Consider the following 22401-nt stretch of genomic DNA (forward strand, 5'->3'; position numbering starts at 1 on the left):
AATAACATACTATTTTAAGGTGGAAACTTGTTTTTCTGCCTTTTTTTGTGTTTTGTAATGAAAGAATAGTATAACAGACTTATATTTAAACAAAAATTAGTTATGGGAATTTTAAATAAAATATTTGGAGGTTCTGGTGAACCCAAAGAAGAAAAAGTATTGCCTTGGATTGCTTTAAATAACTTAGAGCAGTTAAAGGATATTGAAGAAAAATCTGAAACTAAAACGCAAGTTATTTTTAAACACTCAACACGTTGCGGTATTAGCCGTATGGTAATGAACCAGTTTATAGATGCTTATAGTTTAACAGAAGCCGATTTAGATTTGTATTATCTAGATTTATTAAATTACAGAGACGTATCAAACGAGGTTGGTTATAAATTTCAAGTGCTACACGAGTCTCCACAACTATTGGTTATAAAAAATGGGCAAACCGTAGCGCATGCTTCACACGGTGCTATTAATGATGTGCAATTAGAAACCTTTGTTTAATTGGCGCCACACTATCTTTTTGTTTACGGTACATTATTACAAAATGCTGAAAACGAAATGTCGGTGTTTTTAAAAGCACATGCCACCATAATTTCAAAAGGTTATTTTACAGGTCAATTATATAAAATATCGTGGTTTCCAGGTGCTATTTTAAGTAATGATAATACCCAAAAAGTTCACGGTACATTGTTAAAACTAACAAATAATATTTTTGATGTTTTAGATGATTATGAAGGTTTTAACCCAAATAACCAAAAAGAAAGCTTGTTTATACGTCAAAAAGTTACAGTTTTTACAAAAAATAATCGTGTTTACAATGCTTGGGTGTATCTTTACAACCAAAATGTAAACCCACAAAACCGCATAGTTTCCGGAGATTTTTTAAAAGATGCCCAATTCTAAATTTACAGATACCCTTTTTCATTCGCTTCAACCAAAAAAAGAAATAGCTTTACCATCACAATTTACCTTTCCGTTTTATTACACACCGCATGAGTTAAGTGTTTTAGCTGCTGAAGATTTACAAGGTTATCTTGAAAATGAAGCCAGATTTAATCATAATTTCGGATTAAAACCCAATGCCAAAGGATTAGTAATTGGGAAAATGTTTGGGGTTATGGTGGTTAAAGATAAAGCCAATAACTTAGGATATTTAGCAGCCTTTTCTGGCAAACTAGCCGAAAGTAATCAGCATAAAGGCTTTGTGCCTACGGTTTATGATACATTGAATCCGGAAGGATTTTACAAAATAGGTGAACAAGAATTAAATGCTATAAATAGAGATATTGAAGTTTTAGAAAACTCTGAAACATATATTTCAACAAAAAACAATTTAGATATTTGTTTAAACACTTATGAAACCGAATTACAAACGTTAAAACAAACCATTAAAGAAAAGAAAGCTAAACGCAATAAACTTAGAGATTCTGAAGCTGAAAAATTATCACCCGAAGCTTATCAACATTTGCTTGAAAAACTTAAAAATGAAAGTATTTACTATCATTTTAGGTTGAAAGATTTAAAAACCGCTTGGAAATTTAAAATAGACACTGCTAAATCTCAATTTGAAAAATTACAATCAACATTAAACGCTTTAAAAGAAAAACGCCGCTTACAATCGGCGTCACTTCAAAAGCAATTACACCAACAATATGCTTTTTTAAATTACAAAGGTGAAAGCAAAGATTTGCTAGATATTTTTGAAAATACCACCGTTAGAATTCCGCCAGCAGGAGCAGGAGAATGTGCTGCGCCCAAGTTATTTCAGTATGCATATCAAAATAATTTAAAACCTATAGCTATGGCAGAGTTTTGGTGGGGCGCTTCACCAAAATCTGAAGTACGTAAACACAAACAATTTTACCCATCGTGCCGCAGCAAATGCGAACCTATTTTAGGACATATGATGCAAGGGCTACATGTAGAACCTAATCCTATTTTAGAGGTTAAAAAACACGATAAGCCTCTAGAAATTTTATTTGAAGATGATTATTTGTTGGTAGTTAATAAACCCCATGAATTTTTATCGGTACCAGGAAAAACCAGTTTAGAGTCTGTGCAAACCAAAATGCAACAATATTTACCCAATATTAAACCGTTGTTAGTGCATAGGTTAGATATGTCAACTTCAGGTATATTGTTAGTTGCTAAAAACGAAAAAACACATAAAAACCTTCAAAAACAGTTTATAAAACGTACAGTAAAAAAACGTTACGTTGCCATTTTAGACGGCGAACTTTCTAATAAAGAAGGTATTATAGATTTACCGTTGCGTGTAGATTTAGATAACCGCCCACAGCAATTGGTGTGTTATGAGCATGGTAAACCAGCAAAAACAAAATATAAAGTAGTAAAGGTTGAAGATGGAAAAACTCGCATTCATTTTTATCCAATTACAGGCAGAACACATCAATTACGTGTGCATGCCGCCCATAGCAACGGACTAAATTTGCCTATTCTAGGAGACGATTTATATGGAACTAAAGCTAACCGTTTACACTTACATGCAGAAGAATTAACTTTTGAACATCCTGTGACTAAAAAGGAATTAAATATTGTTTGTAAAGCGCCTTTTTAGTAAGAGATTTGTCTCTTTTTTTGTTAAAAACTTGTTTATAAGGCGCTTAAAGTACTATGTTGCTTTTAGAAAGAAAACTCTAAATTTGGTTGTACATAATTAGTTAAAATACAACAACATAAAACTGCTATTATTTCCTGTTAAATAGCTACATAACGATAGTTTTATTTTTATGTATTGGTTGTTTAAAATATAAAACAGAAATTAAATAATGAATATTTTAATAGTTGAAAATTCAATAATACCTGTTAAGCTTTACGGTGGTACACAAAGGGTTATTTGGTCTCTTGGTAAAGCACTTTCAGACCTTGGTCATAAAGTCTCATATTTGGTAAAAAAAGGTTCAGAATGTGATTTTGCTAAAGTTATTTATATAGATTATGAAAAAGAAATTTATGAACAAATACCAGAATATATTGATGTTGTACATTTTAACTATGAACCAACCAATTTGTTTAAATTAAACAAACCTTATATTGTTACAATGCATGGAAATTTAAATAACAGTACAAGTTTAGATTATAATACTGTTTTTGTATCTAGAAATCATGCCGAAAGATATAACTCAAATTCATTTGTTTATAATGGCTTAGATTGGAGTGATTATTCAAAACCAAATTTAAAAAAAAATAAAAACAGTTATCACTTTTTGGGTAGAGCTTCTTGGTCTGTGAAAAATTTAAAAGGAGCAATTAAAATAACAAAAGAATTAAAAAACAAGAAATTATTTGTTTTAGGTGGTAAGCGTTTTAGTGAAAGAGTACTTAAAATGGGTCCATCTCATTTTCTATCTAATAAAATTGCTTTTAAAGGTATGTTGGGCGGCAAAGAAAAAGAAAAATATTTACAATTATCAAACGGATTATTATTTCCTGTATTATGGCACGAACCATTTGGATTAGCAATAATTGAAAGTCTATTTTACGGATGTCCCGTTTTTGGAACACCTTACGGTTCTTTACCTGAATTAGTTAATAGTGATGTTGGTTTTTTAAGTAATAAAAGAAAAGATATTACCGAGAAAATTAGAAACGATTACACTTTTGATAACAAACTATGCCATGAATACGCATGTGAAAATTTTAGCAGTAAAAAAATGGCAGAAAAATATTTAGAAAAGTATAATGCTGTATTAAATGGCGAAAAATTAAACCCAAACAAACCACAACTAAAACATATTCAAAAAGAAAAACATTTACTATTTAAATGATAAAATATTGCCAATACCGCATAAACTTAATCGTTGATAGATACTTATTTATGAATATATTTACAAATTTTTAATTCGGTTTGAACTTTTAGAGTTTAATACTTAAAAATTGGTTTTTTGGGGTTGCTTTTGCAGTTTATTAATTAAGTAGTTTTTAAAGAGTTTATTTAAACATGTTAACTTAAAACATACAAAAAAACGCCCTTTTCGGACGTTTTTTTGTTCTAATTAAACCGTTGTTTGGTAATAATGTTTTTAAGTTTTGCTTTTAGGTCTTCGCCGGTATCAAAAACCATTTGTTCGTTGGTTGGGAAGGGCACACGCCTGTTATCAATTAAACGTCTGTCTTCTTTTTCTAATGCACGTTTATCGCCACGGTAACGGGCAAAAATATTTTCAAAAATAAAACCGCTATCAAATGAAAACGTGTCTATTATTTGTTTTGTTTTTAAATTGGTATAAACAACATCAGCAATAATTTGAGATTCTTTGGTTTGAATCACTTCGTTTACACGTGCTTTTACACGTATAATTTTATCAATTTTAATATCGTTACCCAAACTATCTTTCATAACGTTACCGTTACGGTCTTTTTTGTATTTCCAACCATCAGCCACATCACGTTCTCTTATAAACTCACGTTCTTTAATGCGTTCTGGCGAAATGTTTATGCGTTTTAGTTGTAGTTGCATGGCAAAGTCATAGTCTATGTTTTTATCGGGTGTGGCATGATAAACCGTCCAAAACTGATTTAAACCGTATGTGTTAAAATTTAACAAATCATCTTCTAAACGTTTTGGAATTACTTGCTGTGTTTGGTTGTTTATTGAAACTAACACGTAATGTGTACCGCGGGCATGAGCTTCGTTTAATAAACTGCGTGTGGTTTCATAATTAGGGTTTATATTATCTAAATATTCCAAAGTATTATAAGCTTCTCTAATGGTATATTTATCATCAGATTCTAATAAATCTATACCTTTTTCATATAGATAATCAGATAGTTTTTCTTTACTTTCAGCTATAGCATCACTGTAATCATTAAATTTAAAGCTAATTTTTTTACCATTAACATACAGCGGTAAAATGGGTTTAATAGCTTCTTGTCTGGCATCTAAATCACTATAAATTTCAAAAATACTTTTAAGTAATTCTGGGTTGTTATCTTTTTTAAAATGTTTTATGGTATTTAAATCGCGCTCAACAGATTTGTAATACGCATCTTGAAGCATTATAACATATTCTGCTTTACGTTTTTTGTTCTTATTGGTTTTTAATTTTTGTAATGCAGTAGTAATAGCGTGGTCATAATTACCTGTGTTTACAGCTTGTTCTACTTGCTTTTTAGCACTACAAGCCACAAATAAGGTTATACAAGTAGATAAAAGTAGTAGTTTTTTCATTAGGTTAAAATTTTAGGTTATTGGGTGTGTAATTCAATAGTAATGCCAAATGTATATCAATTTTAATTTAAATAAATAAACCCCTGAAAAACAGAGGTTTATTTGTTTGTTTTTTTATGTAAACATTATTTTTTCTTGTAAACGGGTAGTAATTCTGTTTTTACTTCACCAAAGCCAATACGTGTTCCGTCTTTTTCACAATAACCACGCATAATTACAGTATCGTGGTCGTTTATAAATTTACGTTCACTACCATCGGCCATTTTAAGTGGTTTTTCACCTTTCCAGGTTAACTCTAACATAGAGCCGTAACTATCTTCTGTAGGGCCAGAAATTGTTCCGCTTCCCATCATATCACCAGAGTTTATGGGGCAACCGTTAATAGTATGGTGTGCTAGTTGTTGCGCCATATTCCAATACATGTGTTTAAAGTTAGATTTGCTAACCACGGTTTCTTTAGCGCCTTTAGGTTGAATGGAAACTTCTAAATTAATATCAAAACTTTTATTGCCTTTGTATTGCAAATAAGGTAATTGCGGTTTAATAGGTTTTGGCCCTTGCACTCTGTATGGTTCTAGGGCATCAAGTGTTACAATCCATGGCGACATTGAAGATGCGAAGTTTTTGGCTAAAAATGGGCCTAAAGGCACGTATTCCCACTTTTGAATATCGCGGGCGCTCCAATCATTAAACAGCACTAAACCAAAAATATATTCTTCGGCTTCGTTTACTGGTATTGGTTCTCCTAAATCGTTAGCATCGGTAGTAATAAATGCCATTTCAAGTTCAAAATCTACTAATTTACTGGGCCCAAAAACAGGAGTGTCAGCATCATTTGGTAACGTTTGTCCTTGTGGTCTGTGCACCGGAATACCCGATGGTATAATAGATGAACTTCTGCCATGATAGCCTACAGGAATGTGTAACCAGTTTGGCAACAAAGCATTATCAGGGTCTCTAAACATTGTACCTACATTGGTAGCATGTTCTTTACTAGAGTAAAAATCTGTATAATCACCAACTTGTACAGGTAATTGCATTTCAATTTCATCTAAGCGAAACAGTACAATTTCTTTATGTTTTACGTTATTTTTAAGCGTATTATTTTCAGCATCAAAAATTTCAGCAATTCTGTTTCTAACAGCGCGCCACGTTTTACGGCCATCGGCAATAAAATCGTTTAAGGTATCTTGTAAAAAAATATCATCGGTTAGTGCAATACCATCAAAATATCCCAATTGGTGTAAAGCGCCTAAATCTATAGCGGTATCACCAATACGTGTACCAATGGTAATAATATCATCTCTTGTTAAAAATACTCCAAATGGTATGTTTTGTATAGGGAAATCTGAATGTTTATCTACGTGTAACCACGAAACTCTATCTGGATTGTTAGCTGATAATGGCATAACTATATATGAATTTGAATTATTGAATTATCTTCAAACGTACACATTTTTTTTTATTTTCATACAAAAATTACCTTAAAACAAATAAAATTTTAATGTGAAGTAAATGGTTAATAAATTGGTTTAAAACTTACACTTAAATATGTGTTTTTTAATGCTAAAAACTATTGTATTTTATATTTTTGCACAAATATTTAATCATAATTTAATTTTATGCAACGCGACGAACAAATTTTTGAACTTATTGAAGCTGAAAAAGAGCGTCAATTACATGGTATTGAACTTATAGCATCAGAGAATTTTGTAAGCAACCAAGTAATGGAAGCTGCAGGCTCTGTTTTAACTAATAAATATGCTGAAGGCTACCCAGGAAAACGCTACTATGGTGGTTGTGAAGTAGTTGATGAAGTAGAACAAATAGCTATTGATAGAGCAAAAGAATTATTTGGCGCTGCATATGCAAATGTACAACCACACTCTGGAAGTCAGGCAAACACGGCTGTTTTTGCAGCATGTATTAAACCAGGTGACAAAATTTTAGGTTTTGATTTATCACATGGTGGACATTTAACTCACGGATCGCCAGTAAATTTTTCTGGTAAATTATACGATCCTGTTTTTTATGGAGTTGAGGAAGAAACAGGCGTTTTAAACTATGATAAAATACAAGAAATAGCCACTAAAGAGCAGCCAAAATTAATTATAGCAGGAGCATCAGCATACTCTCGTGATATTGATTTTAAGCGTTTTAGAGTAATTGCAGATAGTGTTGGTGCTATTTTAATGGCCGATATTTCACACCCTGCAGGTTTAATAGCTAAAGGTATTTTAAACGACCCAATTCCACATTGCCACATTGTAACAACAACAACGCATAAAACCCTAAGAGGTCCAAGAGGTGGTTTAATACTAATGGGCGAAGATTTTGATAACCCATTTGGCATTAAACTTAAAAATGGAAATTTACGTAAAATGTCGTCTTTATTAGATTCGGCAGTTTTCCCAGGAAACCAAGGTGGCCCGTTAGAGCATATTATTGCAGCTAAAGCTATTGCTTTTGGTGAGGCTTTATCTGATGAGTTTTTGCATTACCAATTACAAGTTAAAAAAAATGCTGCCGCTTTAGCCGATGCTTTAGTAGCTAAAGATTATAAAATTATTTCTGGCGGAACAGACAACCACTGTATGTTAATTGATTTACGCAACAAAAATATATCAGGTAAAGATGCAGAACAAGCATTGGTGAAAGCCGATATTACAGTAAACAAGAACATGGTGCCGTTTGATGATAAATCACCATTTGTAACTTCTGGAATTCGTTTGGGTGTTGCAGCTGTAACTACACGTGGTTTAAAAGAAGATGATATGGTTGCAATTGCTAATTTAGTTGATGAAGTAATTGTTAGTTATGAAGATGAAGCTATTTTAGAAGGTGTAAGAGAAAAAGTAAATGCAATGATGGCAAATAAACCTTTATTTGTTGCATAATTAATGCTTTAAAAAAGAAGATTTTTTAAATATTATTAAATTATATAAGGCCTGAAAATTTTAATTTTCGGGCTTTTTTATTTTAACATTGTTTTTTTAAACTTTTAGTACCCATATTGTTTTTTAAATCATAATCTATAGGAAATTTTGACGTTTTATATAATGGGCAATAAGAGGTAACGCTAGAAAAAGAAAAAAGTAAGCCAACAATTAAGAATATAAATCCTAAAAAGCCTCTAACACCAGCAATAAAAAATAAACTTAATAAAAGTACAGCAACAATGAATTTTGAAACTCTATCAAAACTGCTCATATTTCTCTTAAAATGAATCATAAAAGTAGGTTATAAAATTTGGGATTAACATTAATTTTTTGAGGGAAGAATTAATTAATGTTTAATAAAATTATAGCTAAACATTTTAAAAAAGAAATATAGAATAAACTATTCGTTAAAATTTATAATTTTTCAGATTAAAATAAGATAAACGCAAACAAAACCGATAAAGAGTATAACTAATATTTTAGAGTGTTTTTTTTACTAAAAATTAATCGTCTTCATTAAAAATTGTGTGCTGGTAAGCCCCCAAATCTGGTAAAGTTGTACGGTTTTCATTTAAAATATCGGTTGGTACTTGTGAAGCAAAATTAATAGCACCTTGGTTAATAGCCGCAGATGTTTCACCAATTAAAAGCATGTTTTTACTGGTATCTTTAAAATCTGGTTTTTCATTAAAAATGATATTTTCATAATGCGTAATGTTATCAAAATTGTAATTTTCTCCAGAAAAATCTGAGCTGTTATTTTGAAATTTTATCAAACAATTAGTAAACTTAAAATTAAAATTAACAGATTCATCTTCAACGTTGTCTAATAAAATTTCATTGCTATCATTGCCATAAATAATACAGTTATTAAAACTGGCTTCGGTTAAATTTGTTACAATGGTATTTTCGTTTTCGTCTACTAAAAAATTATTTAATAATAACGCCGGAAATTGTCTAAAACTAGTATTCCAATAATTAGCAATGGTGCTATGTGTAAAATTATACTTTCCGCCAAAGGTACCAGCAAATGCTGATAAGCCGGCATTATTTATTACAACGTTTTCACCTTTAATAGCGGTGTTTCTGCCTAAAATACCAAAATTACTGGTGTTGTAAATTTGTGTGTTTGTTATGGTTAATTTATTAGCATTTGCATTTCCATCACTTAAAATACCAACTAAAGCATTTTTAATAGTTGCATAGTTAATACTATTATTTGTGCTACCTTCTAAAAGCCAAATGGTGCCCCATTGGCCAGGTCTGTCTGAAAAATTTGGTTCTAAACGGTCGCCTTCAAAAATAACTTCGTTTTCTAAGAGTTCTTGGTTTTGGCTAAAAGTTCCATTTACTTGTAATGACGCGTTGTTTTGTACAATTAAGCCAGAGTTTTCATGAAAGTGTAGGCGAGCACCAGCTTCAATAGTTAAAGTTTCTCCGCTTGGAACTGCTGCAAACCCATAGATTACATATGGCTTTTGGTTAGTCATAGTTAATTCTGAAGTTAAAAGTTCGCGTCCTTGTAATTCAGTTTCTACGGTTTCACCTGCAATATTTAAGGTTAGTGTTTCAACAACTTTTGTAGTATTATCTCTGTTTGGGTAAATAAAAATAGCATCTTTAACTAAAGTAACTAGCTCTACTTTTTGTAAATGATCACCAGCGTCAAACTCAATTTGGTCTGTATATAAATAGGAAGCATTAGGTGCGTTAAATTCATTAAAATCTATGGTAGATTCTACAAAAATATAAAGACTGTCATTTGCTAAAAGCTGAACATTTTCAAATACTTTACCAGCAACACCATCAACATTTAAACGATAATTTGAGTTTTCGCCTAAAGCAAGTTTTACAGTTGGTATTGAGATATCATTATCACTATTGTTATATACTTTTAAATTGTATGTGCTTGAACCAATATTGGTGAAAACGGTATCTAAATAAACCGTGTCTTTTGAGAATTGTAGGTTTCCTGTACTAGGTGAAAACTCAAAATCTTTACGGCAAGAACTCCAAAGTGTTAAAAAAAATATGGTAAAAACTATATAAAAAAAGCGATTCATTACACTAAAATTTATGCTAAAATATAACTTTTGAATTTATGAATTAGTATGCAGTATCTAAATTATTATTTTATGATGCTTTATTAAAAATTTGCCATTTGTATGATAAAAGTCATAAAGATTAAGGTATTTAGGTTGTATTTTTAAGTGTGAATTTTTTATAGACTTTAGGTTAAGAAATATTAAAACATAGGCAATTATGTTGCATGTTACATAATGCTTTAGTTTTATGCCCGACTCTAACATAAAGCTAGAAAAAAAGCCCTTGCATTTGCAAGGGCTTTTTAGTTGCTATTAAAAGGGGAGATTAGTTATACCAAATCTCTAATCATTTGTGCCGCTTTTTCGGCCGTAATATCACGTTGTGGTGTACCAAACATTTCATAGCCTACCATAAATTTTTTAACCGTTGCACTACGTAGTAGTGGCGGGTAAAAACTCATGTGCCAATGCCAGTGGCTATTATCGGCACCATTTGTTGGTGCTTGATGTATACCACTTGAATAAGGGAATGAAGTGTTGAAAATCTTATCATAAGCTTTGGTTAAAACCGCAATAGCATCGGCGTATAACAAGGCTTCATTTTCAGTCATTTCTAAAATGTTGGTTTGGTGTTTTTTTGGAGCTATCATTACCTCAAAAGGCCAAACAGCCCAAAAAGGAGTTAATACAACAAAGGCATCATTTTGGTAAATAATGCGTTCGTTTTTTTCTAATTCTTGCGCTAAATAATCGCTTAACAAACTACTTTTGTTTTTAGTAAAGTAGTTTAATTGTTGCGTATTCTTTTTGTCTACTTCGTTTGGTAGGGTAGATTGACTCCAAATTTGACCATGCGGGTGCGGATTACTACAACCCATTACGGCGCCTTTGTTTTCAAAAATTTGCACGTAGTTTATGAGTTCGTTTTCGCCTAATTCTTTGTATTCTTTTTGCCATGCAAAAACAACTTTTTGAATTTCTTCTGCAGACATATCGGCTAAACTTTTAGAGTGGTCTGGGCTAAAGCAAATTACTTTACAAATACCTTTTTCGCTTTCAGCAATTAAAAGACCATCGTTAACCGAAAAATCAGGTGAATCTTTTTGTAATGCAGCAAAATCATTGGTGAAAATGTAAACATCGGTATATTTTGGGTTTACTTCGCCGTTAATTCTTGTGTTTCCGGGGCATAAATAGCAGTTTTCATCATAGCTTGGTCTAACTTCATTGTTAACAGCTTCATTTTGTCCTTGCCAAGGCCTTTTAGCTCTGTGTGGTGATACTAATACCCATTCGCCCGTTAAAATGTTAAATCTTTTATGCGAATAGTCTTGTAAATTAGATGTCATTTTTTGTTGCGTTTATGTTGTTTATTTTACTACGTGTGTTCCGTCTGATAATTCAACTGAATAAAAAGTACAATCCATACCAAACTTATCTTTGTATGGTTGAGATACAAGAGCTTTAAAAGCATCTTCTTTTCCTTTTTCTATTAGGTTTATAGTACAGCCACCAAAGCCGCCACCCATCATTCTTGCTCCAATAACATAGTTGGTTGTTTTAGCTTTTCCTACTAGAAAATCAAGCTCTTCACAACTTACTTTGTATTGTTTTGAAAGCCCTTCGTGCGAACCGTAAATTAAATCGCCAAGGGTTTCTAAATCATCTTCTTCCATGGCTTTTGATGCTTTACGAGCTCTGTTGTTTTCTTGTATAACAAATAGAGCTTTTTGGTAGTTTTCTGGAGTTACTTCGCTTTTAATAGTTTCTAAATCTTCTTCGGTAGCATCTCTAAGAGCTTTTACATTAAGCAATTTTGAGATGTTTTCGCAAGCCGAACGCCTATCATTATAAGCACTATCTGATAAACTGTGTTTTACGTTTGTGTTTATTAAAATTAACTGATGATTTTTAAAATCTATTTTAAAAGGTTTTGCTTTTATGGTGCGGCAATCTAAAAGTAGGGCATTGTCTTTTATACCAAACATACTAGCGTATTGGTCCATTATACCACAGTTAACACCTACGTAATTATGTTCTGCTTTTTGTGATATAAATATCATTTCTTCTTTAGTAAGGCCAAGGTTGAATATTTCGTTTAAGCCAAAAACCACACTGTTTTCTAGTGCTGCCGATGAAGACATACCTGCACCTCCAGGAATATCGCCTTTAAAAACAATATTGAAGTTGCCAATTACTTTGTTACGGTTTTTAATTTCGGCAACAACACCTAAAATGTAGTTTTCCCAGCTACCTTCTTTTAAAGGTTTAATGGTATCTAAATTGAAACTTACTAAACTATCTTTATCAAGCGCGTATGCAGATGATGTGTTGGCGTTGGTTTTTTGTATAGCTGCGTAAATACCTTTATTTACGGCTCCAGGAAATACAAAACCGTCATTATAATCAGTATGTTCACCAATAATATTTATGCGTCCTGGTGAAAAAATAAGTACTGGTTCTTCATTAAATTCTTTAATAAAAACCTGTTTAACATCGTTAATTAATTTATTTCTCATTTTATATTGTTGTTAGTTGTTTTCTATATTTAATGACCATGTGATATTGTAAGTTTCGTTTGGTTTTAAAGTTTGTAAACCAATTTTATTATTAAAACTATTAGATACCCCAGTTGTTGGCTCAATTGCAATGGTGTTTTCTTTTGGAGGCGTGTAAACTTGTAAAAAGTTAGTGTTGCCCGTAGCGTTAAATTTTAAGTTATAGTTTGGTGTTTTAAATAGTACTTCATCAGTTTTTAATGCCCAACAATCATCAAGTTGTTTGTTTTCAATTTTTAAATCTTCAGTTGTATTTGTTGGCTCAACACCTGTAGTAATATTACGCTCGCCTAAAACTACTTTTTCATTACTGTTAAAGCGTAATGCACTTTCTGGTAAATTAGCACTTAAAAAATATGGGTGCCAACCTAGTGTGAACGGAAATGCTTTGCTATCAGTGTTATTTACTGTTACTTTTAAAGAAAGATTGGTTTCAGAAAACAGATATTCTAATTGCATTTTATAGGTGTATGGAAAGCCTTTTGAAATGTTATTTTCAGTATACTCAAGAAGTATAGATGATGATTTTTCATTTGAAATGGTTTTAATAACCTCAAAAGTTTTGTTGTAAACTAAACCGTGTAAAGCGTTGTTTTCTTCTTTTTGATTAGCTTCAAACTGAAAATTTTCATTGTTAAATGTGTATTTACCGTCTTTTATTCTATTAGCAAAAGGAAATAGGATGGATGATGCAAAAGTATCTGCATACGTTAACGGTGCTAAATCTTTAATAATTTCATGACCATTAAGTGTTAATTCTTGTAAACTAGCCCCTTGATTTAAGTAAATTTTACCGTAAAGTTTTGTTTTTTCATTTTGAATTTCTAAAACATTGGTGGCCTTGTTGTGGTTTATATTGTACATTTAGTTGGTTATAATGAGTTTCTTAAAATTAAATTATGAGGATTTTCTACTTGTATAGTTTCTTTATTTAATATCATTTCAGCTAAACGTTTGCCCATGGCATTAAAATCTGTAGAAATGGTGGTAATACCGCCTTCAACTATTTCTTTTAAAAGGGCGTCGTTATATGAAATAACCCCAATATCTTCAGCTAATTCAAGTTTAGCTTCTTTTAGTTTTTTAATTACTGTTAGTAAACTTTTATCTTCAGGCATTATGTAAACGCTTCCTTTTTTTAAAGGTTTATCATTCAGTGTTTTAATAATGCTGTAATTGAATTTATTTTTATAACAAAACTTAACAAAACCATTTTGTAAGCCTTCGGGTTGTTTATTGTCTTGTAGCACCAAAAAGAGCTTTTTATACTTTTTTAGAAGATGCAAGGTTTTTGTAAGGTTATTAAAAATAATACTTTCAAAGTTTTGATACACTGCTGGATATTGTTTTAAATCTTCATGCACTTGATCTAAAATGTATACTTTATCTTCAGGTAAATGTTTAATTTCAGCATTTGTATTTTTTAAATTTGCAGGCATAATAACATAGTAATTATAGCTGCCAATATTATCTTGAATGAGTTTTGAAAATAAATTATTGTTGAAATGATGAAAATAGATATCTACTTGAATATTACTTCCTAAATGCTCTAAAAACGAATTATACAAATCTTCTTTAAAGGCATTAAGTTCATCAAACAATAAAAATATTTTTTGAGTAACACTAACATTTTCGCTTGAAACATAGTAGCCTTTACCAACTACAGATTGTATAATACCACGATTTTTCAATTCATTAAAAGCCATTAAAACCGTATCTCTAGATATACCGTGTTCATCTTTTATGGTGTTAATAGATGGAATTTTATCACCTTTTTGTAGCGTGCCAGAAACTATCAATTCTTCAATAGAATTAATAATTTGTTTGTACTTAGGTATTCCTATTTTGCTTTTAACTTTAATCATGGTGTTTAAGTAACAAATATACAAATTTTTAAATAAAAACCTACTAGACCCTACCAGTTTGGTTTTTATTGGTGTAATTAACTATGTTTTTAAAATTTAATTTCTATATTTGAGTTCTATTTTCACTAACTAAACTAAATATTATACAATGACAGCAGGATTTGATACGTGGGACTATATAGTCTTTGTTGCTTACGCCATATTAATTTTAGGTGTAGGTTTATGGGTGTCTAGGGACAAAGACGGGCACCAAAAAAATGCCGAAGATTATTTCTTGGCAAGTAAATCTTTACCATGGTGGGCTATTGGTACATCATTAATAGCCGCAAACATTTCAGCAGAACAATTTATAGGAATGTCTGGCTCAGGGTTTGCCCTTGGTTTGGCAATTGCCTCATATGAATGGATGGCGGCATTAACTTTAATTATTGTTGGTAAATACTTTTTACCAATTTTTATTGAAAAAGGACTTTATACCATCCCAGAATTTGTTGAAAAACGATTCTCTACCAATTTGAAAACAATATTAGCTGTTTTTTGGTTGGCTTTATATGTTTTTGTAAACTTAGCATCAGTACTTTATTTGGGTGGTTTAGCTATTGAAACCATTATGGGTGTAGATATGATGTATGCTATTATTGGTTTAGCATTATTTGCTGCTGCATATTCATTATACGGTGGTTTATCTGCAGTTGCATGGACAGATGTTATACAAGTTGTATTTTTGGTATTAGGTGGTCTTGTTACTACGTATTTGGCTTTAAACGCCGTATCTGATGGCGAAGGTATATTAGCTGGTTTCTCTCAAGTAATGGATGCTGCGCCAGATAAATTCCATATGATTTTAGAAGAAACTAATGATAATTATAACAACCTTCCAGGTATTTGGGTATTAATAGGTGGTTTATGGGTTGCAAATATTTACTATTGGGGCTTCAATCAATACATTATTCAAAGAACTTTAGCTGCAAAATCTTTAAAAGAATCTCAAAAAGGTATTCTTTTAGCAGCAGGTTTAAAGTTAGTTATCCCTTTAATTGTTGTAATTCCAGGAATTGCAGCTTACGTAATGGTTAACGACCCTGAAATTATGGCCAGATTAGGTGATATTGGGCAATTAAACATGCCTTCAGCAGAAAAAGCTGATAAAGCGTATCCTTGGTTATTACAATTTTTACCAACCGGACTTAAAGGTGTGGCATTTGCGGCTTTAGCAGCTGCGGTAGTATCGTCTTTGGCGTCTATGTTAAATTCAACATCTACAATATTCACAATGGATATTTATAAAGAATATTTTGATAAAAATGCAAGTGATAAGAAAACGGTAAATGTAGGTAGAATTTCTGCAGCTGTAGCCCTTGTAATTGCAGTTATTGTAGCACCTTTATTAGGTGGTATAGATCAGGCTTTTCAATTTATTCAAGAGTATACAGGTTTAGTGAGTCCGGGTATTTTAGCAGTGTTTTTATTAGGTTTATTCTGGAAGAAAACAACCAACAATGCAGCTATTTGGGGCGCTTTATTATCGGTTCCTATTGCAGGTTTACTTAAGTGGTTACCTTTAAAAGTAGAAGCATTTGCATGGTTAACACCTTGGATGCACCAAATGGGAATTGCAACATTGCTTTCAATGGTTGTAATTATGATTATGAGCCAAATGGAAAATAAAGGAAAAGAAGATGCTAAGGGTATTCACTTTTCTAAAGATTTATTTAAAACAACACCGCTATTTAACATAGGTGCGTTTGTAATAATGCTAATATTAGCGTTTTTATACGCTAAATTTTGGTAATAAATAATTAAAATAGATATAAAACGCTATAGTAATATGGCGTTTTTTAATTTTATAACACTTGTAAAAACGTTTGTTTTAACGTATTAAGCATAAAGTATAAAAATTTGTAAAATTTCTTTTGTTAGATTTATGTTTAATTTTATATTTGCAACCGCTTTAATGGTCGCGTAGCTCAGCTGGATAGAGCATCTGCCTTCTAAGCAGACGGTCACAGGTTCGAATCCTGTCGCGATCACAAGAATCCTCACTTAAAAAAGTGAGGATTTTTTGTTTCATACAGGTTCTACAATGTTTGAAATAAACAATAATTATCTAGAAACTTCTTTTTCATAATTATATTTAAATTCTTTGGGAGATATATTATGTTTCTTTTTGAAGGCTCTATTAAAATTAGAAAGAGAGTTGAAGCCAGCTTCATAACAAACTTCACTTATAGGCATATTAGTTTCAGTTAAATATTTAGTAACAACACCAAGTCTGTAATCCATAAGGTAATTGGTAAAACTTAAACCAGTTCTTTTTTTAAAGTAGTGACTAAATGCAGATTCAGACATATTAACCATTTCGGCAACTTTAGATAATTTTATAGGTGTCTTGTAATTATTTTTAACATAGTTCATGATTAGGGATACTCTTCTGCTTTCTCTTTTTTCATTATAATTGGCACTTTGTGGGCTACTAAGCACTTTAATGTCAGTTGATGTAGATAATATATGAAGTATTTCTAAAAAAATTAAAAAGGATTTGAAGGTATCATTTCCTGATATTAATTTCATTTTTTTTTGAATAATCGATTTTGTTGGATTAGAAAATGAAATTCCTCTTTGTGATAATTCTAAAAGCTTTTTGATGTCTTTAGAAACCGAATAACTCATTATTTTTGAGTGTAGAAAATGTTCTTGAAACTGCAGTGTTATAACAGCGGCTTTACTTATAGCACTATCTGATTTCCAAACATGTTTAAGTTCAGGCCCAAGAAGGGTTAAATCGGTACCATTAATTTTTTCAGTTGAATCTCCAACAGTTCTGCTACCTTTAAAACCTGAAATGAGGTTTAATTCGTATTCGTTATGAAAATGCAGCGGATAGTCAAATAATGCATTTTTATGCTTTAAAACAACAAATGGATCATCGGTTTTTATAGGTGTAATTTCTCTTATAGATCTCATGAATAAATACAGTTTTTGTATTTAAGTTTTATGGTAAAATTAATAATTTAAAAATATATTTCACATAAATTAATGATATCGTAATGTTTTTTAGTAGAAAATTAATAATAAATAATTGTAAAGTTCAAAAAATGCAAAGTATTGAGCATTAAATAATCATTTTTAAGACTATTTCTTGTCTAATTTTGACCAACAATTAAATTTTAAAGCTAAACTAAATGAATAAAAGAAATAGAATTAGGTTTCTAGCTAGCGTCATGTTTATTTTAGGGTTAACCACCTTAAATGCTCAAATTAATGTTAGCGGTATTGTTACTGATGAAGGAGGGATTCCTTTGCCAGGAGCAAATGTTATTGAACAAGGTACTTCTAATGGTACTACTACTGATTTTGATGGTAGGTTTAATTTAACTGTTAAAAATAAATCATCTAAATTAGAATTAACGTATGTTGGTTATTTAGCACAATTAGTAGCTGTTGAAAATAAAACCAACTTTAATATTGTTTTAAAAGAAGACATTGCATCATTAGATGAAGTTGTAGTTGTAGGTTATGGATCGGTTAAAAAAAGTGATCTTACAGGTTCTGTAGCTTCAGTAGATATGGATGATATTCCTGCTAAACCTGCCAATTCTGTTGATGGTTTACTGCAAGGGCAAGTGGCTGGTGTGCAAGTAACATCGCCATCCGATAACCCTGGAGCAGGTTCTGTAATAAGAATTAGAGGAGGTAGTTCCTTAAGAGGTGGTAATGACCCGTTAGTTGTTGTAGATGGTTTTCCAATAGGAACTGCTGGAGACTTAAAGCAGATTTCTCCACAAGATATTGCCTCAATGGAGGTGTTAAAGGATGCTTCGGCTTCTGCAATTTATGGTTCTAGAGGTGCTAATGGTGTTATTATGATTACCACTAAAAAAGGTTCTAGAAATACTACCGAAGTAACTGTTTCTCAACAAAACACGTTTTCAAGTTTTACTTCAGATTTAAACCTTTGGAGAGATCCTGCTTTAATGGCAGAATTAAGTAATGAATCTAGAATTAATGGTGGTTTTGTTCCGTTGTATATTGGCGCAGAAGATGCAAACGGTATATATTATCCTTCTTTAAGTGAGTTAAAAAATAATACATGGCCATATTACACAAAATGGGATGATATTGTTTTTAGAGACCCTGTTTCTAACAATACAAACTTAGCTGTAAGGAGTCAAACAGATAGAACTCAATTTAGTTTAAGTGCAACATATTATACTAATGAAGGGGTTTATATTGAAGACGATTACAATAAGCTAAACCTTAATTTAAATGTAACTCATAAATTGTTTGATGATAAGGTAACAGTTGGTGCAAATGTAATTTACTCTAAAGGAAAGCAAAATAATAATGGTGATTTAGCATATTGGCGAAATCCAATTTTTCCAGTTTATCAAGACAATGATCCAACAAAGGATTACTTCCTAGCTGGAGTTCAAGATTTTTCTCATCCTATAGCGTTAACAGAGAATAGAAGTAATGAAACTAGATTTTTAGATTTTATAAGTTCTGCATATGTAGATGTACAACTATTACCATCATTAAAGTTTAAAACACAGCTGAATTATAAATACGGACGCTCAATTAATGAGTTTTATAACCCAAAGAGATACACCTTAGATGGTACTTTTAATAATGGAGCTGGAGGCATAAATAACTGGGATAACCACGAAACCGTAGCCGAGTCTTTCCTAACTTTTGATAAGTTGTTTAATGAAAAACACAAGGTAACAGCCATGGGTGGTGTTTCTTATCAGTATTCAGAAACCAGAACATCAAACTTAAGAGCTTTCGATTTTTTAAACGAATCTTTAGGAAGCGGTAACCTAGCTTCAGGAAATCCAGAACAGCAATCTGTTTCAAATGGGCTAACCGAAACTGTTTTATATTCAGGGTTAGGGCGTTTTAATTACACTTATGATGATAAGTATTTGGTAACATTTACTATACGTGCAGATGGGTCTTCAAAATTTGGCTCTAATAACCAATGGGCATACTTCCCTTCAGGAGCTTTAGGTTGGAAATTGCATAATGAGAAATTTATTGAAGACTTAAACATATTTGATCAATTAAAATTAAGAGCAAGTTTTGGTATCTCTGGTAACCAAGGTATTTCACCATACTTAATAAACAGTAGGTACGGGCAAGATCAATACTTCGTAAACGGAGGCTGGCAAACAACCATTGGTCCTGGTTATGCAGTGGGTCAAGATAGTCAAACAGGAAAATTTATTTGGGGTGGTATCCCAAATCCAGATTTAAAATGGGAAACAACAAGACAATTTAACATAGGTGCAGACTTCTCGTTTTTTAAACGTCGTTTAAATGTAACACTAGATTACTATAATAAATATACTGATGATTTATTGCGTGAGCGGTTAATTTCTCCTTCATCATCATATGATAGAATGTGGGTTAATGATGGTGAAATTGAAAATAGAGGTATTGAAATTACTTTAGATGGAAAAATTATTAATAATGACGATTGGGGAGTAAACGGAACCTTTATTTTCTCTAAAAATGAAAATGAAGTAGTTAGCCTAGGTAATGCATTATCATCTGGTTTAAATACTGATGCTTTAACAGGAATGCAATACGAATTCTCAGGTAGCACCGTTGAAGCGTTTAGAGCTGTGCCAAATATTTTGGCAGTGGGCCAACCTATTAATGTGTTTTATGGATATAGAGTAGATGGCATTGTACAATCTGAAGCAGATGGATTAGCTTCTGGTTTAACAGGAGATTTAGCACAACCAGGTGAATTTAAATATGTAGACCTAAATGAAGATGGTGTTATAGATGAAGGAGATAGAACAATAATTGGTAATCCTAATCCAGATTTTTCTGCAAGTTTAAATCTACAGTTTAGATATAAGAAATTTGATGCTTCACTTTTCTTTAATGGAACTTTTGGACAAGATATCTTCAATACAAAACGATTTGGAGAACCAAATAACACGCCATTAAGATGGACACAAGATAACTTAACAAACAATTATCCAAGCCTGCGAGATGGTAGAAACCTTTTAATGTCAGATTGGTTTATAGAAGAAGGAAGTTTTGTGAGACTTCAAAACTTAACCGTTGGGTATAACTTTGATTTACCTAAACTATTTAAAAGAGGTAGAGTGTTTGTTAACGGAACAAACTTATTTACAATAACAGATTTTGAAGGTTATGACCCCGAAATAGGTGAGAATGGTATTTATTGGGGAGGTTACCCAAGATTGAGAAACTGGACATTAGGTTTAGAATTTACATTTTAAACTTTGGTTATGACTAGACAAGCATTTATAACAATAAACGAATTGAAAAAAATGAATTTTAGAAATATAATATTAGGTTTAACTTTTGCAATTGGCCTTGTGTCCTGTGAAAGTTTAGATGTAGAGCCTGAAGGTTTTTACTCCGATGATAACTTCTATAAAAGTTTAGAAGACGCCGAAGCGTCTGTACTATACGCCTATGATGCGCTAACTTTAGTGAGTTATGCACCAATAACATTTTATTTAACAGAACTAGCTTCAGACAATTGTGTGGTAAAACCAGATGAAGGTGCAGATGCTCAACAATTTGTAAACTGGGAAGTAAGCTCGCAAAATGATTTGTTATTGCAATTCTACAGATCTGCTTACATTGCAATAAATAGAGCCAATGCCGTAATAGAAAATGTAGAAGGAAGAGGCTTTAATGAAGCCGATGAAAAACGCCTCTTAGGTGAAGCCTTATTCTTAAGAGCTTACAATCACTTTAATGTTGTTAAAGCATTTGGTTTGGCGCCTCTACAAAAATCTTTAATAGATAGATTAGACGAAACAACAGCTGTGTTACCTGCCAATATGGAAGAAGTTTACAGTTTCTTAATTGAAGACTTAACCACAGCAATAGATTACCTAGAAGTAAATCGTGTAGTTGGAAGAGCAGATAAAGTGGCAGCACAAGCTCTATTGGCAAAAGTATATTTGTTTGCAGCTTCAGCTAAAGAAAGTGGAGTGCCAAATTATAACACCATTTCAGAGAGTGTAGATAATTTGTATGCTAAAGCAGCCGAATTTTCAGGAGCTGTTTTAAATAATCAAGGTGAATATTATCATGATAATAACTTGCAGAATATTTATGATGTTAATGCTCCTAACGGACCAGAACATATCTTCATTTTATCAATGGATAGATCTGGAACAAAAGAGGGCGATTATTCCAAATTATCAAAATACTTCATTCCATGGTTGGGAGGCTCAACAGTATATCTTAAAAATTCAGATGATTCTTTCTCGCCAACGCATGATGGTTGGAGCGTATTCCAAACCACAGATGATTTATTTACGTCATACGAAGTGGATGATAAACGCAGAAATGAACTCATAGTTTCTGAAGTTTATGATGAAACTGAAACATCTTTAGGAACAATTAATGACGGTGCAGTACAATACCCTTTCACAAGAAAATATATAGATCCAGAGTTTGAAGGTGATAAAACAAGTACTAGACCTTATTTAATTAGATATTCAGATATTCAATTGGTTTATGCCGAAGCAACAGCAAATACAGATGGTTTACAGCATTATAACATGATACGTAGAAGAGCAGGTGTAAGTGAGTTGGCAAGCGTAGGAGATGTAAATCAATTTAGAAATTTAGTAATTCAAGAACGCCAAAGAGAATTAGCTTTTGAAGGTGACCGTCTTTGGGATTTAAGACGTAAAAATATGGTACAGTCTCAAGTGTTTCAAGCCGCAGGCTTATCACCAAATGCTGCGTCTTTTTATCCAATTCCGCAACGCGAAATAGATTTAAATCCAAACATCAACTAAAAACAAG

The 22401-nt window shown here is 31.8% G+C and carries 17 protein-coding genes and 1 tRNA gene; 9 read left to right on the forward strand and 9 right to left on the reverse strand.

Annotation, left to right across the window (positions count from 1 at the left end; translation table 11 throughout):
- Nucleotides 1-102: 102 nt before the first annotated feature.
- From ytxJ to ACYX4H_RS12105, 4 genes are all read left to right on the forward strand, one after another.
- Nucleotides 103-492 carry a bacillithiol system redox-active protein YtxJ gene (gene ytxJ, locus ACYX4H_RS12090; RefSeq protein ID WP_476236540.1) on the forward strand — a complete coding sequence of 130 codons (390 nt, stop codon included), beginning with the start codon at nucleotides 103-105 and terminating at the stop codon, nucleotides 490-492.
- Nucleotides 493-894, forward strand: coding sequence for a gamma-glutamylcyclotransferase family protein (locus ACYX4H_RS12095; protein ID WP_476236541.1), 402 nt, complete (start codon nucleotides 493-495; stop codon nucleotides 892-894).
- Nucleotides 881-2569, forward strand: coding sequence for an RluA family pseudouridine synthase (locus ACYX4H_RS12100; protein ID WP_476236542.1), 1689 nt, complete (start codon nucleotides 881-883; stop codon nucleotides 2567-2569). The genes ACYX4H_RS12095 and ACYX4H_RS12100 overlap by 14 nt, the downstream gene beginning before the upstream one ends.
- Before the next feature lie 211 nt (nucleotides 2570-2780).
- Nucleotides 2781-3779, forward strand: coding sequence for a glycosyltransferase (locus ACYX4H_RS12105; protein ID WP_476236543.1), 999 nt, complete (start codon nucleotides 2781-2783; stop codon nucleotides 3777-3779).
- A 224-nt stretch (nucleotides 3780-4003) separates the two neighbouring features.
- Here ACYX4H_RS12105 and ACYX4H_RS12110 read toward each other — a convergent pair whose 3' ends face one another.
- Both ACYX4H_RS12110 and fahA read right to left on the reverse strand, forming a co-directional pair.
- A complete protein-coding gene (locus tag ACYX4H_RS12110) occupies nucleotides 4004-5182 on the reverse strand; it encodes a hypothetical protein (protein ID WP_476236544.1) in 1179 nt (392 codons plus the stop codon).
- Between the two features lie 125 nt (nucleotides 5183-5307).
- Nucleotides 5308-6591 (reverse strand): fumarylacetoacetase, encoded by a 1284-nt coding sequence (fahA, locus tag ACYX4H_RS12115; RefSeq protein ID WP_476236545.1) that lies wholly within the window; start codon nucleotides 6589-6591, stop codon nucleotides 5308-5310.
- Nucleotides 6592-6804: 213 nt separating this feature from the next.
- Between fahA and glyA the strand changes: the two genes are divergently transcribed.
- Complete coding sequence (gene glyA, locus ACYX4H_RS12120; RefSeq protein ID WP_476236546.1) at nucleotides 6805-8079, forward strand: serine hydroxymethyltransferase; 1275 nt, start codon at nucleotides 6805-6807, stop codon at nucleotides 8077-8079.
- An 82-nt stretch (nucleotides 8080-8161) separates the two neighbouring features.
- Here glyA and ACYX4H_RS12125 read toward each other — a convergent pair whose 3' ends face one another.
- From ACYX4H_RS12125 to ACYX4H_RS12150, 6 genes are all read right to left on the reverse strand, one after another.
- Complete coding sequence (locus tag ACYX4H_RS12125) at nucleotides 8162-8413, reverse strand: YgaP family membrane protein (protein ID WP_476236547.1); 252 nt, start codon at nucleotides 8411-8413, stop codon at nucleotides 8162-8164.
- A 211-nt stretch (nucleotides 8414-8624) separates the two neighbouring features.
- Entirely contained in the window at nucleotides 8625-10184 is a 1560-nt protein-coding gene (locus tag ACYX4H_RS12130) for a hypothetical protein (RefSeq protein ID WP_476236548.1), read from the reverse strand.
- 311 nt (nucleotides 10185-10495) lie between these two features.
- On the reverse strand, nucleotides 10496-11515 hold the full coding sequence (locus ACYX4H_RS12135) for a UDP-glucose--hexose-1-phosphate uridylyltransferase (RefSeq protein WP_476236549.1): 1020 nt from the start codon (nucleotides 11513-11515) through the stop codon (nucleotides 10496-10498).
- A gap of 21 nt (nucleotides 11516-11536) precedes the next feature.
- Complete coding sequence (gene galK, locus ACYX4H_RS12140) at nucleotides 11537-12685, reverse strand: galactokinase (protein ID WP_476236550.1); 1149 nt, start codon at nucleotides 12683-12685, stop codon at nucleotides 11537-11539.
- A gap of 12 nt (nucleotides 12686-12697) precedes the next feature.
- Nucleotides 12698-13588: an aldose epimerase family protein gene (locus ACYX4H_RS12145; RefSeq protein WP_476236551.1), complete on the reverse strand. Its 891-nt coding sequence runs from the start codon at nucleotides 13586-13588 to the stop codon at nucleotides 12698-12700.
- A gap of 8 nt (nucleotides 13589-13596) precedes the next feature.
- Entirely contained in the window at nucleotides 13597-14589 is a 993-nt protein-coding gene (locus ACYX4H_RS12150; RefSeq protein WP_475296087.1) for a GntR family transcriptional regulator, read from the reverse strand.
- 148 nt (nucleotides 14590-14737) lie between these two features.
- On the opposite strand from ACYX4H_RS12150, the gene ACYX4H_RS12155 reads away from it, so the two are divergent.
- Together ACYX4H_RS12155 and ACYX4H_RS12160 are read left to right on the forward strand one after the other, a co-directional pair.
- Nucleotides 14738-16381 (forward strand): sodium/sugar symporter, encoded by a 1644-nt coding sequence (locus ACYX4H_RS12155; protein WP_475296088.1) that lies wholly within the window; start codon nucleotides 14738-14740, stop codon nucleotides 16379-16381.
- A 164-nt stretch (nucleotides 16382-16545) separates the two neighbouring features.
- Nucleotides 16546-16619 (forward strand) — tRNA-Arg (locus tag ACYX4H_RS12160).
- A gap of 73 nt (nucleotides 16620-16692) precedes the next feature.
- On the opposite strand, the gene ACYX4H_RS12165 is transcribed toward ACYX4H_RS12160, so the two are convergent.
- Entirely contained in the window at nucleotides 16693-17553 is an 861-nt protein-coding gene (locus ACYX4H_RS12165) for an AraC family transcriptional regulator (protein ID WP_476236552.1), read from the reverse strand.
- 218 nt (nucleotides 17554-17771) lie between these two features.
- On the opposite strand from ACYX4H_RS12165, the gene ACYX4H_RS12170 reads away from it, so the two are divergent.
- Together ACYX4H_RS12170 and ACYX4H_RS12175 are read left to right on the forward strand one after the other, a co-directional pair.
- Nucleotides 17772-20849, forward strand: coding sequence for a SusC/RagA family TonB-linked outer membrane protein (locus tag ACYX4H_RS12170; protein WP_476236554.1), 3078 nt, complete (start codon nucleotides 17772-17774; stop codon nucleotides 20847-20849).
- Nucleotides 20850-20858: 9 nt separating this feature from the next.
- Nucleotides 20859-22394 (forward strand): RagB/SusD family nutrient uptake outer membrane protein, encoded by a 1536-nt coding sequence (locus tag ACYX4H_RS12175; RefSeq protein ID WP_476236555.1) that lies wholly within the window; start codon nucleotides 20859-20861, stop codon nucleotides 22392-22394.
- The last annotated feature ends 7 nt before the right edge of the window (nucleotides 22395-22401 follow it).

This window comes from Seonamhaeicola sp. ABD4_340, from assembly GCF_056312135.1.

Bases quoted from the DNA above. Each gene is read 5' to 3' on its own strand.
- ACYX4H_RS12175 (WP_476236555.1), top strand. From the start codon at position 20,859: ATGACTAGACAAGCATTTATAACAATAAACGAATTGAAAAAAATGAAT.
- ACYX4H_RS12100 (WP_476236542.1), top strand. From the start codon at position 881: ATGCCCAATTCTAAATTTACAGATACCCTTTTTCATTCGCTTCAACCA.
- ACYX4H_RS12125 (WP_476236547.1), bottom strand. From the start codon at position 8,413: ATGATTCATTTTAAGAGAAATATGAGCAGTTTTGATAGAGTTTCAAAA.
- glyA (WP_476236546.1), top strand. From the start codon at position 6,805: ATGCAACGCGACGAACAAATTTTTGAACTTATTGAAGCTGAAAAAGAG.
- galK (WP_476236550.1), bottom strand. From the start codon at position 12,685: ATGAGAAATAAATTAATTAACGATGTTAAACAGGTTTTTATTAAAGAA.
- ACYX4H_RS12150 (WP_475296087.1), bottom strand. From the start codon at position 14,589: ATGATTAAAGTTAAAAGCAAAATAGGAATACCTAAGTACAAACAAATT.
- ACYX4H_RS12165 (WP_476236552.1), bottom strand. From the start codon at position 17,553: ATGAGATCTATAAGAGAAATTACACCTATAAAAACCGATGATCCATTT.
- ACYX4H_RS12130 (WP_476236548.1), bottom strand. From the start codon at position 10,184: ATGAATCGCTTTTTTTATATAGTTTTTACCATATTTTTTTTAACACTT.
- ACYX4H_RS12155 (WP_475296088.1), top strand. From the start codon at position 14,738: ATGACAGCAGGATTTGATACGTGGGACTATATAGTCTTTGTTGCTTAC.
- ACYX4H_RS12135 (WP_476236549.1), bottom strand. From the start codon at position 11,515: ATGACATCTAATTTACAAGACTATTCGCATAAAAGATTTAACATTTTA.
- ACYX4H_RS12105 (WP_476236543.1), top strand. From the start codon at position 2,781: ATGAATATTTTAATAGTTGAAAATTCAATAATACCTGTTAAGCTTTAC.
- ACYX4H_RS12110 (WP_476236544.1), bottom strand. From the start codon at position 5,182: ATGAAAAAACTACTACTTTTATCTACTTGTATAACCTTATTTGTGGCT.
- ACYX4H_RS12170 (WP_476236554.1), top strand. From the start codon at position 17,772: ATGAATAAAAGAAATAGAATTAGGTTTCTAGCTAGCGTCATGTTTATT.
- ytxJ (WP_476236540.1), top strand. From the start codon at position 103: ATGGGAATTTTAAATAAAATATTTGGAGGTTCTGGTGAACCCAAAGAA.
- fahA (WP_476236545.1), bottom strand. From the start codon at position 6,591: ATGCCATTATCAGCTAACAATCCAGATAGAGTTTCGTGGTTACACGTA.
- ACYX4H_RS12145 (WP_476236551.1), bottom strand. From the start codon at position 13,588: ATGTACAATATAAACCACAACAAGGCCACCAATGTTTTAGAAATTCAA.